Origin of the sequence: Qipengyuania sp. Mu-71 (genome assembly GCF_036867055.1) — a bacterium.
Classification (GTDB): Bacteria; Pseudomonadota; Alphaproteobacteria; order Sphingomonadales; family Sphingomonadaceae; genus Qipengyuania; species Qipengyuania profunda.
Genome location: NZ_JBAJHR010000003.1, coordinates 1 through 14,942, shown reverse-complemented (window position 1 = coordinate 14,942; position 14,942 = coordinate 1). Strand labels below are relative to the sequence as shown.

The following is a 14,942-nucleotide window of genomic DNA, read 5'->3' as shown; positions in this document are numbered from 1 at the left end:
TGCCTTAACCATGCTGTGCCATCGGTATTGCCCTTTCAGGGGGCTGGAATCCGCGCAGGCGCAGCGAGTTACCCAGAACAAAAATGCTCGACATCGCCATAGCACCCGCAGCGAACACCGGCGACAACAGGATGCCCCAGCCAGGATAGAGAGCGCCCGCAGCGACCGGAATTAGCGCCGTGTTATAGGCGAACGCCCAAAACAGGTTCTGGCGAATGTTACCGATCGTCGCGCGCGACAGCGCGATGGCCGTCGCCACGCCATTCAGATGACCGGACATGAGCACAACATCGGCCGCCTCGATCGCGATGTCCGTGCCAGTGCCGACGGCAAGGCCAACGTCGGCCGCCGCCAGGGCGGGCGCGTCGTTGATCCCATCGCCGACGAAGGCGACCCGGCCATGCTCCGCCTTGAGCCGGGCGATGGCCTCCACCTTCCCATCGGGCAGCACTTCGGCAATCACTTCGTCGATACCGAGCTGGCGGGCGATGGCCTCCGCCGTCATGCGGTTATCGCCCGTAATCATCGCGACCTTGAGGCCCAAAGCGTGCAGTGCCGCGATGGCGGCGGGCGTGGTGTCCTTGATCGGATCGGCCACGGCGACGATCGCCGCGAGGCGGCCGCCAATAGCGGCATAGAGCGGCGACTTGCCTTCCTGGCCCAACCGCTCAGCCGTTGCGGCGAAAGCGCCGACATCCAGCCCCAGCTCGCGCATGTAGCGATCGGCGCCAATCTGGACCAGTTCTCTCCCAGCGACCGCCTTGACCCCAAAGCCAGTGATGGATTCAAAGTCGTCGATCGCGGGCAATGCGATGCCTTCGGACTTGGCCGCGTCCACGATCGCACTGGCAATCGGATGCTCAGACTTGTCCTCGACAGCGGCGACCAGACCCAGCACCTTGGTCCGGTCGAACTCATCCATAACTTGAAGATCGGTGAGCGCAGGGCGGCCCTCCGTCAGTGTTCCGGTCTTGTCGACGGCAACGACCCTGGCATCCTTGAGAAGCTGGAGAGCTTCCCCCTTGCGGAACAGGATGCCCAGTTCGGCGCCGCGCCCGGTGCCCACCATGATCGCTGTTGGCGTCGCAAGGCCCATGGCGCATGGGCAGGCGATGATGAGCACCGCCACTGCATTGACCAGAGCGAAGGTCAGGGCGGGCGACGGGCCGAACCACAGCCAGGCGGCGAAAGTCAGCGCCGCCACCGCGAACACGGCGGGGACGAACCACATCGTCACCTTGTCCACCAGCGCCTGGATCGGCAGCTTTGATCCTTGCGCCTGCTCGACCATGCGAATGATCTGCGACAGCATCGTGGCCTGGCCGACAGCGGTTGCGCGGAAGGCCAAGGCGCCCTTTTGATTGACGGTTCCGCCGACGAGCGTTGCCCCTTCGACCTTGGCGACCGGGATCGGCTCGCCGGTAATCATCGACTCATCGACGTAGCTATCCCCTTCCGTGACTTCGCCATCGACGGGAATACGCTCGCCGGGACGCACCTCGATGATGTCGCCGGTGACGACTTCGTTGATGGAAACCTCCACCAATGCGCCATCGCGACGGACGCGGGCCGTCTTGGCCTGCAACCCGACGAGGCGCTTGATCGCCTCGGACGTTCGACCCTTTGCGCGGGCTTCCAGATAGCGACCCAGCAGGATCAGAGCGATGATGACGGCCGCCGCTTCATAATAGACGTTGACCGTCCCCACCGGCAGCAGGCCGGGAGCGAAGGTGGCGACCAGCGAATAGACATAGGCGGCAAGCGTGCCCACCGCGACTAGCGAGTTCATGTCGGGCGCGAGCCGCACCAGTGCGGGCAGGCCCTTCTCGTAGAAACGAATGCCGGGGAATGCGAGCACCAGCGTCGTCAGGACGAATTGAATATACCAGCTCGTCTGAATGCCGATCGTCCGGCCGATCAGTTCGTGCGCGCCGGGAATGACGTGACTGCCCATTTCGAGCAGAAACACCGGCAGGGCGAGCGCCGCGGCGATGGTGAAGTCCCGCTTGAGATCCCGGCGCTCGGCATCCTTGCGCTCGGCCGTTTCCTCGTCGCCCGTTGCGCTCGCCTCGATCGGGCGCGCGGTATATCCCGCGCTCGCGATCGTGGCGATGAGCGCCTGTAAATCGGCTGCGCCGCGCACGCTCGCGCGCTCCATCGCCAGATTGACGGTGGCCTCGGTGACGCCGGGGATGGCTTTTATCGCCCGTTCCACACGCCCGACACAGGATGCACAGGTCATCCCTTCCACCGCCAACTCGACGCTCGCGGACGGCACGCTGTAACCGGCGTCCTCGACCGCCTGCACCAGCGCCTTCCGATCGACGAAACCGCTGGCCTGAATGTCGGCGCGTTCCGTCGCCAGATTGACGTTAACGGACTGAACGCCTTCGACCTTGTTCAGCGAACGTTCGATGCGCGCTACGCACGACGCGCAAGTCATACCCTCAATCGGCAAGCTGAACGCCGAATCGGCGAGATTCGTTGAATCTCCTTGGATTTTCGCGGCTAGCATTGCTCGATACTCCACGCTTCATGATTGGAACTTGCATCAAAATGCAGGTTCCAATCGTGGGAAGGTCAAGAGCAAAGATAGGGTGCCCTCAGGTAAGGGCCTCGCAGCCACGACAATGAGATCAAAATTCGCTCCCAATCACGGCGCAACGCCGGAAGGTGCAATCTCCTTCATGATAAAGACCGTGAGACCGGCCTTGACCTTCCAACGATGGGAAAGGTTAGCTTGTGATTCGTCGTTAGAAACAATGGAGATTTTCAATGCAGTTTCACGTCGAAAACATGAGCTGTGGTTCGTGCGTCAAGCATATCACGCAGGCTGTCGCGGCGATCGACCCGAATGCGAAGGTCGAAGTGGATATCGCGGCCAAGAAAGTCACGGTCGATAGCGTGGCCACCGCGCAGGCCATCGAAGCCGCGCTCGCGGCAGACGGTTATCCCGCGCGAGCCATTGAACAGGCCTGAGAGACGATCATGAACAAGCTGACGCCTATATTCATTGCGGGCGCGCTCCTGGCCGTCGGCGTTCTCGCTTACGCACAATCTGGAATCGGCCCGCAGGCGAATGGAGTAACACTGATGCAAAGCGCTCATGGCGGGCATGGAAGCCCGGAATATTCAGATAACCCGGTTATCCGCGATTATCAGACGGCGAACGACAAGATGCACGCCGATATGGAGATCGAGTTCACCGGCGATGCCGACGTCGATTTCATGCGCGGCATGATCCCGCACCACCAGGGCGCCATTGATATGGCCAAGGTCGCTCTCGAACACGGGAAAGACCCCAAGGTTCGCAAACTGGCGCAGGATGTCATTACCGCTCAGGAAGGCGAGATCGCGATGATGCAGAAATGGCTTGCCGATCGGAGCAAGTAGCCCCCCGACCAGCACCGCCTTGCTCGTGCAGCCCGACATTGACTAGCCCTCCAGGATCGACCGATCCTGGAGGGCTATCCTTTTGACAGTCATCAACAGCCACCGTTCGATCAGTCGTCGGCGTGATCTTCATCTATATGGCTGAGCATATCGACGAGCATGGTGCTCACATGCTCGTCGGCCACCTCATAAAAAACCTTCTTGGCCTGCCGTTCGCTGCGAACGAGGCGGGCACCGCGCAACAGACGAAGATGATGGCTCACCAGCGTCTGAGAGAGATTGAGGGATTTTGCGATGTCCCCCACCGCCTTGGGACTTTGCAAGCAGAACAGCAGAATGCGCAGGCGGGACGGGTCGCCGAGCAAGCGAAAGGTTTCGGCCAGAATGGCGACCCGCTGTGTGCTCGACTGAAAGTCCGAAACGTCGTCTGTGTTCATAGACCCGCCACCCGATAATGGAACATATCACGATATGTTCACATATATCATCTCATGAAGACCATTGCACGGCTCAGGTCCATGTCATGCGCGGTGCCGATTGGAGAACCGGCACCCCCGATCCCTCAATAGATCGGTCGCGGGTTGAGCAGACTTCAATGGGCATGTGCGTGACAAGCCGATCCGTGCTCATGCTTTTGATTCAGCCTGCCGCCGGGCGCCAGACTGCACGTCTCGCCTTCCTCGTTCCAGTCGACAGCCACGGTGGCGTGCTCGATCTCGAAATGGCTCTCCAACTCGCGCTCGACTGCGCGCACGACCATGCGGGCCTCGGCGTCGTTCGTGGGCCGGACGTGCATCGTCGCCAGCGTGCGGCCCGACGTGATCGACCACACATGGATATGGCCAACCGCAGCCACGCCCGGCACATGCTCCAGCAAATGACGCTCGATTTTCTCCGGCGCGGCACCATCGGGCGCACCTTCGAGCAGGATGTGCAGCGATCTGGCGGCCAGCTTCCATGCGCTCCGCAGGACCAGCAGCGAAACGAGGACCGACAGGATCGGGTCGATCGGCGTCCAGCCCGTCAAATAGATCACGATCGCAGCCCCCACGGCGCCGACCGAGCCAAGCAAGTCGCCCAGGACGTGCAGCGCCGCACCCTTGATGTTGACATGCTCGCTGTCGCCGCGCGTCAGAATCCAGAATACGAGGATGTTGACCAGCAATCCCGCGACTGCGACGCCGAACATCGGTCCTGCGAGGATCGGTTGCGGCTCCTGAAAGCGTTCCCAGGCCTCATAGACGATCCAGCCCACGATTGCGAACAAGGTGACGGCGTTGACGAAGCCGGCGACCACCTCAAATCGTAGATAGCCGAAGGTGCGCTTCGAATCGGCGGCGCGCTGCCCAAAGCGAAACGCCGCATAGGCGAGCGCGAGCGCCGCAGCGTCGGTCATCATATGCCCGGCGTCCGCCAGCAAGGCGAGCGAGCCCGAGAGCAGGCCGCCTACGACTTCGACGACCATGAACGTGAAGATCAGGCCGAACGATAAGAGAACCTTCCGTTCGTTGTCGCTGGTTATAGTCGGCGTGTGCGAATGATCGTGGTCGTGGTCGTGACCATGTTCTGCGTGCGAATGGGCCATTGAGAGACTTTCATCAGACTGAATAATTCATATGTATATGTATTCATATGTTTGATGTCAATTTTTCCACGGGCACGGCAATGGATCAGTCATCGTCGGATAGGCCGCCCCCACATCGACAAAGCAACCACCGTTGAAGACGCCGCGGGGCGCGCCTCCTAACTTTCGTTGACCCGCGCCGCCATGCGAGCCGCCGCGCCGCTTTTCACGGCGAGCTGCGCGCCATAGCGCAGCACCGTCTTGGGATCGCGCCAGCGGTATGCCTGCATAATCGCGGGTAAGGGCTCGCGCGCGGCGAAATTGTCCTGCGCCACGCCAACGCGGAGCGAATGGCTCGACACGGCCGCAACCCAGCGCGCCACTTCCGCTTCGCTCATGGGGCCGAGCAACTTCTTGTCGAACGCGCGCTGCACGAGCCGTTTGTAGATGAGGTTGATGCTGTTGGGATGCAGCCGCTTGGTCCCGATCGCCGCGATCGAGCCGTCAAAGTGGGTTTCGATGCGGCGGAACAGCGGCCCCTTATCGATACGCGCCGCCTCGCGCCACCGCGCGATCGCCTTCATCGTCGCAGGGGACAGGTAGCCCCAGGCCCCCTCGCCTTCCTGATCGGTCTTGCTCGACGGGATGAACAAGGCCCCTGCCCCTTGTGCATCCGGTCCGTGGATATGGTCGACGTCGATCGCCACCACCTCCGAGCGGCGCGCGGCCACGTCATAGGCGACACGCATCAACGCCTCGTCTCGCAGGCCCATCTCATCGCGCCGGACCGCCTTCAGCAAATGGGCGAGGCACACGCCGGAGGCCGGGCTGTCGAAATCGGCAATATCGCCCTTGAAGCGGATCGCACGGGCCTGGCGCTGGCGAACCCCCCGCTTCTTGCGCGCCGCCTTCTTCTCGAAGGTTATCAATTCCCCGCTTGTCGGATCGGGAAGCCCGGCCAAGCGATAGGCCCGGCCAATGTAAGAGACATAGCGTTCGATCGTCGCCATCGCGCGGATTTCTTCGGCCGAGGGGTCGATGCCCGACAGCGCTCGGATAAAGGCCGCTACATGGCTTGGCGTCGCCCGCGCCGGGACGACGCCATGGCGGCGACACCAATCGCCCCATACCGTCAGGTCCGAGCGGAAGGCGCGGCGGGTATTGTCCGACCAGCCCCGCACCGCGGCCGACACCAGTTCAGCATCGAGGCGGACGCCAGCGCCGACAAGATCGCGCACGTCCTCGACGACTTCCGCCACGAAAGGATCGGGGAAAGGAACGGGCAACGCGGCCGCTGGCGACGGCTGTGCCGGAGGTTCAGGGGCATCGGCGTTCATGGCGACGAGGATTAGCGCGGCGACATTCTATTGTATAGGGTGTTGATAAGCAGACATTATCAACACTGAGCGTCGAGGCGGGTAGACTGAAATGCGTGTTTCAGTCTATTATTGGGTTATGACTCGGCCGGTCCGCCCGTTCACCGCCCTCCCCTGGACATCGGATCTGGTTGCCGTGCTGGGCGATACAATGGCGGCCATCGGAGCGCTTGATGCGCGGATTTCCGCGAGTTCGGTAGCTTCGGCATGGCGGATCCGGGCGAGTTGGGCGGGCTATGCAACAGCGCTCCGGCTGCAGCGCTTCGAAATCGATGAAATCGATGTTTTTTCTGCCCTCGTGGGCCTTCCCATTCCCCATCGCCCACCGGTTGCTACAATGGGTGAGCCGTTCGCCACCTACTCCGGGTGGCTGCGATCCCTCGGCGATCGCTCCGAACATCACTGGCGCGAGGCCCTGCCCTTCAGTTTCGAAGAGCCCGAGGGCTGGAGTTCGGCTCCCACGCTCCTCCGCGCGCTCGGCGTGCTCGATCTCTGGTCGAGAAGGGATGCGACGATCAATGTCTGGCTCGCGTTTCCGGCACTCTGTGCGCGCATGGGTCTGACTAGCTCCCCCTTGCCCTCGCTCGCGCTCGGCGACCCGGCACTGCGTACGTTGCATGGCCCGCGGGTCGCGCAATTGCGGCGCCTCCTGAAGACGATACGGGAGAATTGCGAAGATGGGCTTGCACGCCTCGACCGGCTCGAAAAATGGCGCCGGGACTTTGCCGCCGTCATTGCCGGAGAGTTGCGGCCGGGGCAGCTTGAGGACCTCGGGAAGCTTGCCCTGACCACGCCGGCCGTCTCGGCCCGCGGCGTCAGTAATCGCCTGGGCATGACGGTATCGGGTGCGGGCAAGCTGCTGGCCCGCGCCGCCGAGCGCGGACTCTTCGTGGAAGTCTCGGGACGCACGAGCTGGCGGGTCTACATCACAAGCGAGGCCGGGATCGCACTCGGGATTCTTGCGGCACCGCGGGGTCGGCCACCCTCCCCTCCCCCGCCCTCGCCCGGTCTGGACGCCGTCCTCTGCGCTTTTGACCGCGAGATGGAAGCGATCGACCGGCTCCTCGAGAAGGGTTAAACGTGACCCCTACGCGAGGAGCTTTTCGATCGCGCTCATGAGCTCGCTCTTGGACGCGCCCGAGCCGGGATGCACCTTGATCGTCACTCCCTCGCCTCGTGCAGGACGCGTGACCGTGAGCATCGGCTTCCCCGTCTTGGCTTTGAGCAATGTCGTATTCGCCTTCGCGGACCGACTGGCCGGGGCCGTGGTGGCGCGCAGCAGACGCTTGGCCGTTTCCGGACCCGACAGCGCATCTTCACCGGCCGCCCGTGCCGATACGATCACTTGCGCTTCCTCTTCCATGCTCTGGCGCGCGCGTGCGTCCTTCACCAAGGGCTTCAGATCGCGCGCTATTCGCACCGTAATATCGTGCCGATCGGCGAACGCCTCAACCAGCGGCGCGGGCAACCGGGCAACGTTGAGCATGCGATTTAGCCAAGAGGAAGAAATGTTGAGATGCTCGGCCATTTGCGCGAGCGAGCCTTCGTAGAACTCCGCCAGCGCGGTTTCGTACTCATGGGCGCGCTCCCAGTCGGTGATGTCCTTGCGGGACCGGTTCTCAACATCAGAAACCCGGAAGGCTTCCTCGTCCGTGAGCTGCTGAACAGTGACGAGATATTCGAACTCAGGGTGATTGTGTTCGCGCAGCCAGCGCACCGTCCACCAGCGGCGCACGCCCGCTATGATCTCGTAGTCGAAATCAGGATCATCGCGCAGGCGCCGCACGATGGCGGGGATTCGCTGCTTCTTGGCCGAGAGGAATGCGTCGATGAGGTCGCGGCAGCTTTCCTCCGTGAGATGGTCAAGGTCGCGGTTGTGCAGGCGCCAGGGCCTGCAACGGGCCGGGTCGACGAACTCTGTCCGGTCGGTCACGACCTTGCCCGAGGCCAAGCGGTTGAGCGCCTCGCTGCGGCTCGCCATGACGCTCCGCGCCGGCGCGGCCTCATCATCTGTCAGGTCTTCATCAAGTGAATCCGTAAGCAGCGAACTGAAGCCTTTGTTGCCGTTAGCCATGGTTCAAACCCTTCCTTATTTCCTGCGTTCCGGAGCGAAATTGCCACGTGGCAATTTCACCGGCAGGGGTCGCTTGGCCCGCGCGATCTGCGCGCCCCCGCGTGGCCTCCGACGCCGGCGTGAAAATGCATATCTCTCTGATTCTACGCGAGGAAAACCGACAATTGCCACGTGGCAATTTCATGATCCGCCCTCCCCTTGCCTCCTACTCCAAGACGCGACGACGTCAGTTTCGATCTCTTCGCACACGGCGTTCAGATACTTGAGGCAGCGCACGTGAACATCGCGCGATGTTACGGGCCGGTCGAGTTCAAACACCGTCTTGAGCCTCGAACTGGCGTTATCGATCTCTGCGCTGGTCGGCATGATTGAGGTGAGAAGCGAGCCGCCGAACACGTCGCGCATCATCGCCAGCAGCTCGCGGTGCATCGACTTGTTCTCGTCCACCCGGCTCGCCACCACGCGGATGAAATTGTACGCCGGGCGCGCCCTCCCCCCAAGCTGTTCGAGCTGCTCCATGGTGGTCCGGGCCATGTCGACGAACGATACGGTCGAGGAGAAGTCGATGACGCTGGGCGGCATCGGAATGACCATGGCATTGGCCGCCTGCAACACCGCCATGGACACCATGCCAAGCGCTGGCGGCGGGTCCATGATGACGACATCGTAGTCGTGGACCACCTCGTCAATCGCTTGCGAAATGAGGTCGATCACGTCGAAGCTGCGTGTCTGAGCCAAGTGAGCGGCAATCTCGTACTCGAGGTTGTAGAGCTTCAGGTTCGACGGGATGAGATCCAGGCCGTGGAAATGCGTCTTGCGGATAATTGAGCGGACACCGAGCAATTCAGGGTCGTGGAAGTGCCCGTAGAGCGTATCGTTCTCGGTGAGATCGATGTCGGGGCGGTAGCCGAACATCATCGTAGAACTCGCCTGGCTGTCGCAATCGACGAGCAGGGTGCGATACCCCTTGATCGCGAAGTGCTGCGCGAGATGGACCGCAATCGTCGATTTGCCGACGCCGCCCTTGAAGTTCGACACCGAGATGATCGCCGGCGTGTCGGCCGTATCGCGCCAGCGACGAGTCCCAAAAACCTTGCGCATATGGTCGAGTTCGGTGAGGTTATAGGGCAGGCGATGACCCGATGGGGTGCGACCGCGCTCAGGCAGCCTGCCGTCGCGTTCGGCCTCGCGGATGGCCGAGGCAGTCCGATCGACAAGCTCGGCGGCCTTGGAAATGGGGAAGGTGGGTCCAGCCTTCTCTCCAGTCTCAGGATCCATGGCGTGGGTCTGCAACCGCTTAAGGATCGCCAGCGATTTGCGGTGAAGGGAACGGAGATCATCGGTTGCTGTGCTGGCTTCGAGCCCATCGGTCGAAATCTGGATCGCCATGTGAGGTCCTCGTTGGAAGTTTGGCGACCGGAATAGCGATAGTTGAAGCTTTCATCAATGATTTGGCCCCAAAACTTCCAAGAGGACCGATGATCTCGGAGCCCTTTTCGCTCCCTCGCGATCGGAAGCGCGCCCAGAACCGATGATCTTCGTGCCGTTGAGGTCATTCTAGGCCAGCAACTTGGCCGGATAGGGGGTGCTGTGGACAACAACCGATGATCAGCGAGCGCGACCGATGGCCTTGGTGCGCTTTTGCTATGATCTCGGTGCGGCCAAACCGATGATGTCGGAGCACATACCTACTATAACAGAATCTCCTTCTACGAATCCGATTCGCGAATCGGTTTTATTTGGATTTTTTGGTTTTGGAGCCGCTGGTGTGCGGAAGGGACCGGAGATCATCGGTGATTTTGCAGGTTTTCGACTGGAAAACCCTCCAAAATCGCCAAAAGGGTTGATTTGGGCCACGAACCCTGTTGTCCATTCCGGGACAAGACATCACCCGGCAAGACGGGGAAGGGGACGATGAGACAAGATGATCGCGCACCGCTAGGCCACCAATACGCGCTTGCCATGCTTTCCGGCGGCGAGGAAGAAGTGCGCGGACTGGCCGAGCAGGCGGGCAGCCAGTTGACGTTGGATGCTTTCCTACGCGTGCAGGACGAGGAACCTGTCCCGGCTTTCCTTCATTCGGCGCTTTGCGCAATGTCACTGCCGACCAAGCGCCCCAAGGACGAGTTTGAACCGATCATTCGCGAGGATGGCCGGTACGCTCTCGCGATCAATCCCCGGCCGGTACTGCAGGAGATCGATGGGAAGCGGGTGATGAAGAGCCTCGGCGTGCCGTTCGGCTCCTATCCCCGCGTCGCGCTGATCTACATTCTCTCGCAGGCGGTGCAGCAGCGATCGCGCGATGTGTTTCTAGGGCGTAATTTCACCGACTGGATGCGCCGTCTCGGTTACCAGACGATTTCCTATGGGCCCCGCGGCACCGCCAATCTGATGAAACAGCAGGTGGACCGGTTGCTCGCCTGTGAATGGCAGATTCGCTGGGACGGGGCCGACGCGGACCAGAACGCGTTTGCGGTCCGCGACGTGAAGATTTCGAATGAATACGCCGGATCGCTCGACAAGGACGGCGCCTTCGCTCGCGAGATCCGTATGTCGGAGGTGTTCTACCAGCATCTGGTCGAACATGCGGTCCCGCTCAACGAGGTCGCGATCCGCGAGCTCAAGGGGACGCCGACGGCGCTCGATCTGTATACATATCTTGCCTACCGTCTGCCGCGGGTGAGCGCCGAAAGGGGGCAGGCCATCTCCTGGGACCAGCTCGCGAAGCACCTGGGTAATGCCGCCGACAGCAAACGCTTCCGACAGACCGTCCGCGAGACCATGCAACTCGTCTCGTCGGTCTATCCCAACGCCAACGTCGATGTCTCGGGCCGAAAGGTCTTGCTCTACCCGTCGCCGGCGCCGCTCGAGAAGAAGCTCGTGGGCGCGCACCTGCGGCTCGTGGGCGTCGAACCGCGCAGGAAGAAACCAGTTGCCGGGCACTCGGACGCAGCTTCGGGGGAGGGCAGGGCGGTGCAGAAGCCTGCGGCGGACCTGCTGGCCTTTCCCGCGGGAAGCCTGCAGTACGGCTCCCGCGAGGCGGCCTTTCTCGCCATCGGCCGGGACAAGGGCGCCCCGTGGGATGTCGACATGATGGCTGGCGAATTCCGCCGCGGATGTCCCGACATCGATCGCAGGCGGACCGAGAAGGAATGGCTGCGTATGTGGGAAAGCTTCGTCACCGCCTTCGCCAAACGCCGACGCCAGTCGCAAGCCTGAAGGTCGGCTTTGGGACCTTGAGCCTGGCCGGGATCCGCCGAGCGGACTCTCGGGGTGGACTCAGCGTGCATCATAGGGAGTACGGCGAGTTGCCGGTTGAGCAAGTGGAATGGTAGCGACCATTTACGTGCACCGGGGGAAACCAAACCCAAGTGGAAGTTTTTCCTTGCGGCAGCCTTTCCCGGAGTTTGACAGCGCATGAAACACGAAGTGCTCATAGCTTGGACGTCGCTGTATATCGGCGTCGGTTGCATGGCGCTAATCTGCGCCGCGCTGGCAATCGCGGTCACGGCCGACGAATTGCTAAGTGGCCGTTGGCGCGTCGCAACATCGAGCTGGAGTGAGAAAGCACTGCTCCTCCCCAAGTCATTGATCCGTTGGCAAGTCAATTACCTTAAGGGCGCTCCCGTGATCCTGGTGATCGCTCTTTACTACGCATGGAGCGTAGGTTTTTCAGTTTTCTGGGATTTGTGACGCCGGGGAGAACAGGGCCAACTGAACTCTCCGGAACGGATTGGCAGCCAACATCGAAACCGGGGTCGATCGGAAGATTGCTCGACCATCGAGCGTCGCCATGATCGTTCGAACGTATGTGCGGGTTTCGCTGAACGGCGGGAGACCGCCAAATTTCTGCACGTTGCCAGGTCCAGCATTATACGCGGCGAGCGCGAGCTCCCACGAACCGAAACGGTCAAGCTGCTCCCTTAGGTAGCGCGCTCCTCCTCGCAGATTTCCCTGTACGTTCCATGGATCGCGCACGCCAACGTAATGCGCGGTTCCCGGCATCAGTTGGGTCAGACCCATCGCGCCCGCAGAACTGCGTGCATAGGGGCGGTACCGACTCTCCTGCGCGACAAGGGCGTCGAAAAGTCGGAACGGGATGCCTGCTTCGCAGGCAGCCAGCATGATATCGTCGAAATAGATCAACCGTCTGGCTTGGGCTTCCCCGCTAATTCCCGGAACGCGGGAAGTATCCGTCTGTCATACAGTCCGGATCGCCCGGAGCGTTCTCGTCTTGTCCAGTGCGCGACATGAACGGCGACCGACCGTTCCTCATCCATGAGGGCACATAATGGCTGCCGGAGTAGCCAGTTCCTTCTGCCGATGAGGACCTGAGAACCTCGAAGTCGGCCTCCAAGTCTATTTTAGACTCTTGTACCGCGACAGGCTCGGGAGAGGCCGAAACCGGCGCCGAACCAGGGATCAAAATCGCGAAGCTTTGACCGGCTTCCGTTTGGAAGACATCAAGCCGTGTCTGCTGGGCAGACGCCTGTGAGGCTGTCAGGACCAATGCAGCGAGGACTATTCTTTTCATAACCATACCTTTCGGCATGGGTCGATTATCGCAGTGAAATTCCTATGCGCGATCGGATGGTGGAGCAAGGCCTTCATTCAGGTGCCGAAACTACGCACAAAAAAGCATCCTGCCTCGGAATGCGAGCAGGACTGGGGGGAGGCGAGGGGGAGGGGGGTTAGGAAGGATGAGCGATGCTGACCGCTTTGAAGCCCGAACAAGGAACTCTGGACATCGTTGCCGGCCTCAAGGGTCGCTGGCACGGATCCTACGCCATGTGCATATGCCCAGCTCATGCCGACGGACGCGCATCGCTCTCTATCAGGCAGGGGCAGCAAGGCATTCTCGTCCATTGTTTCGCCGGCTGCCGGAACGAAGACGTTCTTCGCACCATCGCTCGCACACGACCCATTCCAAATTCACCAGCACCGGCGTTGCAGAACCATCCTGGGGCGGCGAACGCCGCTCGCCTGTGGGACAAGGCCAGCGCGATCGAGAGGACCTTGGCTGAAGAGTACCTGCGATACCGCGAGATTGACGGGAATGCGGCCGGTCTGCGCTATCTCCACGCATGTCCATTCGGCCGAAAGCCCGACACGGTGTTTCGACCAGCCATTCTTGTGCCAGTCCGAACCGGGATAAAGCTCGTCGCGATCCAGCGCATCGCGCTCGGGCCAAAGGGCAGGAGCCATAAAGGCAAGTACATGCTTGGTCGGCCGGGGGAGGGGGCATGGTCGCCAGACTTCAAGGGCTCCGTCCTGGCTCTCGCCGAAAGCATGGAAGATGCCGCCGCCTACGCCAAGCTCAAGGGTATCCCGTGTTGGAGTTCGCTTGGTGCGGAACGCTTGCCATTGGTCCGGATCCCCGACCGGGTTTCGACGCTCATCATCGCCGAGGACAACAACAGGGCGGGGCGGCTTGGCGCGCTGGCGGCGATTGAGGCGCTCACGACCGACACTCGAACGGTGACGAGAGACCCGCCACCGCGGGGCTTCACCGACTGGGCCGAATTCAACGAGCATCGGGGAGGCTGAACCACCTGAAAAAGGGGAGGGGGCGGACTGGTTGCGGATCAGCATCAGGAGCAGACCGTGACCGACCTTTTCGAGCAATCCGACGATCGCCTGCGCGCAGCGATCACCGACGTCGCGCAAGACATCGCGTGCGGCACTCTCACCAAGAAATATCTCTTCGGGGCGATGGAAACCCTGCACGGTTGTTCCTCGGCGCAGGGAGTTTGGACGCAGCGCGACGCTTACGACCTGCTCGAAGCAGCGCTCACGCAACATCTTCGGGACGCTGAGAAGCCGACACTTGCGACGATCGCTTCGCTGTCGCGCCTCGTCGAGACCCTCCCCACACACACCGTGAGAAGCGAGGACCAGATCAGGTTCCAGCAGTTCTCGACGCCTGCGGACCTGGCGGCGCTGGTCGCGATCGCCGCGCAAGCGCGCCAGTCCGACGTCCTTCTCGAGCCGAGTGCCGGACACGGATCACTAGTGAGCATGTTGCCACCGGTCGCGGCGCTTCACCTCAACGAGCTCGATCCCAAGCGCCGGGCCAAGCTCGCGCTGCTTTTCCCCAAAGCGCAGATAACGGGCTTCGACGGCGCGATGCTGACGTCGCTCGCCGACCATGCCCTGCGCCCCACGCTGATCGTCATGAATCCGCCCTTCTCGCGATCGCAGGGCAGGGGGGCCGACGCGTTGGCGGCCGTCCGGCATTTGCGCGCGGCGATTGCCAAGCTCCCTCCCGGAGGACGCGTGGTCGCCATCATGCCCGACTGGTTCACGACCAGCGCCAAGATGCTCCGGATCTACGAGGACACCTTCGCGAATTGCACGGTACACACCTCCTGCAGACTCGCACGATGCTATCATAAGCAGGGGACCAGCGTTGCCGTTCGCCTGTTCGTCGTCGACAAGGTGCCGGGCAATATCAAACCCTCCATCCTGGCGCGCGATACGGTCGAAGCCCTCGCGGCCGAGTTCCGCATCGTCAAACGGCCAGAAATCGCACCAC

General features: G+C 61.8%; 13 protein-coding genes and 1 pseudogene. 7 read left to right on the top strand and 7 right to left on the bottom strand.

Features of this window, described 5'->3' with window-relative positions; all coding sequences use genetic code 11:
* Positions 1-4 precede the first annotated feature (4 nt).
* Positions 5-2,515 carry a heavy metal translocating P-type ATPase gene (locus tag V6B15_RS14830; RefSeq protein ID WP_054528977.1) on the bottom strand — a complete coding sequence of 837 codons (2,511 nt, stop codon included), beginning with the start codon at positions 2,513-2,515 and terminating at the stop codon, positions 5-7.
* Between the two features lie 260 nt (positions 2,516-2,775).
* Here V6B15_RS14830 and V6B15_RS14825 point away from each other — a divergent pair, with 260 nt between their 5' ends.
* Both V6B15_RS14825 and copM read left to right on the top strand, forming a co-directional pair.
* A complete protein-coding gene (locus V6B15_RS14825) occupies positions 2,776-2,979 on the top strand; it encodes a heavy-metal-associated domain-containing protein (RefSeq protein WP_054528978.1) in 204 nt (67 codons plus the stop codon).
* A 9-nt stretch (positions 2,980-2,988) separates the two neighbouring features.
* Positions 2,989-3,393, top strand: coding sequence for a CopM family metallochaperone (gene copM, locus V6B15_RS14820; RefSeq protein ID WP_054528979.1), 405 nt, complete (start codon positions 2,989-2,991; stop codon positions 3,391-3,393).
* A gap of 110 nt (positions 3,394-3,503) precedes the next feature.
* Here the strand turns inward: copM and V6B15_RS14815 are convergent, their stop codons facing one another.
* The 3 genes from V6B15_RS14815 to V6B15_RS14805 all read right to left on the bottom strand — a co-directional run bounded on the left by V6B15_RS14815 (position 3,504) and on the right by V6B15_RS14805 (position 6,294).
* Complete coding sequence (locus V6B15_RS14815) at positions 3,504-3,830, bottom strand: ArsR/SmtB family transcription factor (RefSeq protein ID WP_054528980.1); 327 nt, start codon at positions 3,828-3,830, stop codon at positions 3,504-3,506.
* 155 nt (positions 3,831-3,985) lie between these two features.
* Positions 3,986-4,978 (bottom strand): cation diffusion facilitator family transporter, encoded by a 993-nt coding sequence (locus V6B15_RS14810; protein WP_054528981.1) that lies wholly within the window; start codon positions 4,976-4,978, stop codon positions 3,986-3,988.
* A 158-nt stretch (positions 4,979-5,136) separates the two neighbouring features.
* Positions 5,137-6,294, bottom strand: coding sequence for a tyrosine-type recombinase/integrase (locus V6B15_RS14805; RefSeq protein WP_054528982.1), 1,158 nt, complete (start codon positions 6,292-6,294; stop codon positions 5,137-5,139).
* Positions 6,295-6,484: 190 nt separating this feature from the next.
* Between V6B15_RS14805 and V6B15_RS14800 the strand changes: the two genes are divergently transcribed.
* A complete protein-coding gene (locus tag V6B15_RS14800; RefSeq protein ID WP_290753494.1) occupies positions 6,485-7,411 on the top strand; it encodes a hypothetical protein in 927 nt (308 codons plus the stop codon).
* A 9-nt stretch (positions 7,412-7,420) separates the two neighbouring features.
* Here the strand turns inward: V6B15_RS14800 and V6B15_RS14795 are convergent, their stop codons facing one another.
* Both V6B15_RS14795 and V6B15_RS14790 read right to left on the bottom strand, forming a co-directional pair.
* Positions 7,421-8,407, bottom strand: a complete 987-nt coding sequence (locus tag V6B15_RS14795) for a ParB/RepB/Spo0J family partition protein (protein ID WP_163887167.1) — start codon at positions 8,405-8,407, stop codon at positions 7,421-7,423.
* A 180-nt stretch (positions 8,408-8,587) separates the two neighbouring features.
* Entirely contained in the window at positions 8,588-9,796 is a 1,209-nt protein-coding gene (locus V6B15_RS14790) for an AAA family ATPase (protein ID WP_141462225.1), read from the bottom strand.
* Positions 9,797-10,321: 525 nt separating this feature from the next.
* Between V6B15_RS14790 and V6B15_RS14785 the strand changes: the two genes are divergently transcribed.
* The gene (locus V6B15_RS14785) at positions 10,322-11,626 is read left to right on the top strand and encodes a replication protein RepA (protein WP_141462227.1); all 1,305 of its coding nucleotides are present in this window, start codon (positions 10,322-10,324) and stop codon (positions 11,624-11,626) included.
* Positions 11,627-11,824: 198 nt separating this feature from the next.
* The gene (locus V6B15_RS14780) at positions 11,825-12,100 is read left to right on the top strand and encodes a hypothetical protein (protein WP_163887165.1); all 276 of its coding nucleotides are present in this window, start codon (positions 11,825-11,827) and stop codon (positions 12,098-12,100) included.
* Here the strand turns inward: V6B15_RS14780 and V6B15_RS14775 are convergent.
* On the bottom strand, positions 12,080-12,553 hold the full coding sequence (locus V6B15_RS14775; RefSeq protein WP_234036303.1) for a lytic transglycosylase domain-containing protein: 474 nt from the start codon (positions 12,551-12,553) through the stop codon (positions 12,080-12,082). The two genes, V6B15_RS14780 and V6B15_RS14775, sit on opposite strands and share 21 nt — an antisense overlap.
* 561 nt (positions 12,554-13,114) lie before the next feature.
* On the opposite strand from V6B15_RS14775, the gene V6B15_RS14770 reads away from it, so the two are divergent.
* Positions 13,115-13,954 carry a DUF7146 domain-containing protein gene (locus tag V6B15_RS14770; protein WP_141462231.1) on the top strand — a complete coding sequence of 280 codons (840 nt, stop codon included), beginning with the start codon at positions 13,115-13,117 and terminating at the stop codon, positions 13,952-13,954.
* A gap of 57 nt (positions 13,955-14,011) precedes the next feature.
* Positions 14,012-14,942: pseudogene (locus tag V6B15_RS14765) on the top strand (methylase); the annotation flags it as partial.

What these genes read in the sequence shown, in the direction of transcription:
- V6B15_RS14830 (WP_054528977.1), bottom strand. Translation starts at nt 2,515, where the DNA reads ATGCTAGCCGCGAAAATCCAAGGAGATTCAACGAATCTCGCCGATTCG.
- V6B15_RS14825 (WP_054528978.1), top strand. Translation starts at nt 2,776, where the DNA reads ATGCAGTTTCACGTCGAAAACATGAGCTGTGGTTCGTGCGTCAAGCAT.
- copM (WP_054528979.1), top strand. Translation starts at nt 2,989, where the DNA reads ATGAACAAGCTGACGCCTATATTCATTGCGGGCGCGCTCCTGGCCGTC.
- V6B15_RS14815 (WP_054528980.1), bottom strand. Translation starts at nt 3,830, where the DNA reads ATGAACACAGACGACGTTTCGGACTTTCAGTCGAGCACACAGCGGGTC.
- V6B15_RS14810 (WP_054528981.1), bottom strand. Translation starts at nt 4,978, where the DNA reads ATGGCCCATTCGCACGCAGAACATGGTCACGACCACGACCACGATCAT.
- V6B15_RS14805 (WP_054528982.1), bottom strand. Translation starts at nt 6,294, where the DNA reads ATGAACGCCGATGCCCCTGAACCTCCGGCACAGCCGTCGCCAGCGGCC.
- V6B15_RS14800 (WP_290753494.1), top strand. Translation starts at nt 6,485, where the DNA reads ATGGCGGCCATCGGAGCGCTTGATGCGCGGATTTCCGCGAGTTCGGTA.
- V6B15_RS14795 (WP_163887167.1), bottom strand. Translation starts at nt 8,407, where the DNA reads ATGGCTAACGGCAACAAAGGCTTCAGTTCGCTGCTTACGGATTCACTT.
- V6B15_RS14790 (WP_141462225.1), bottom strand. Translation starts at nt 9,796, where the DNA reads ATGGCGATCCAGATTTCGACCGATGGGCTCGAAGCCAGCACAGCAACC.
- V6B15_RS14785 (WP_141462227.1), top strand. Translation starts at nt 10,322, where the DNA reads ATGAGACAAGATGATCGCGCACCGCTAGGCCACCAATACGCGCTTGCC.
- V6B15_RS14780 (WP_163887165.1), top strand. Translation starts at nt 11,825, where the DNA reads ATGAAACACGAAGTGCTCATAGCTTGGACGTCGCTGTATATCGGCGTC.
- V6B15_RS14770 (WP_141462231.1), top strand. Translation starts at nt 13,115, where the DNA reads ATGCTGACCGCTTTGAAGCCCGAACAAGGAACTCTGGACATCGTTGCC.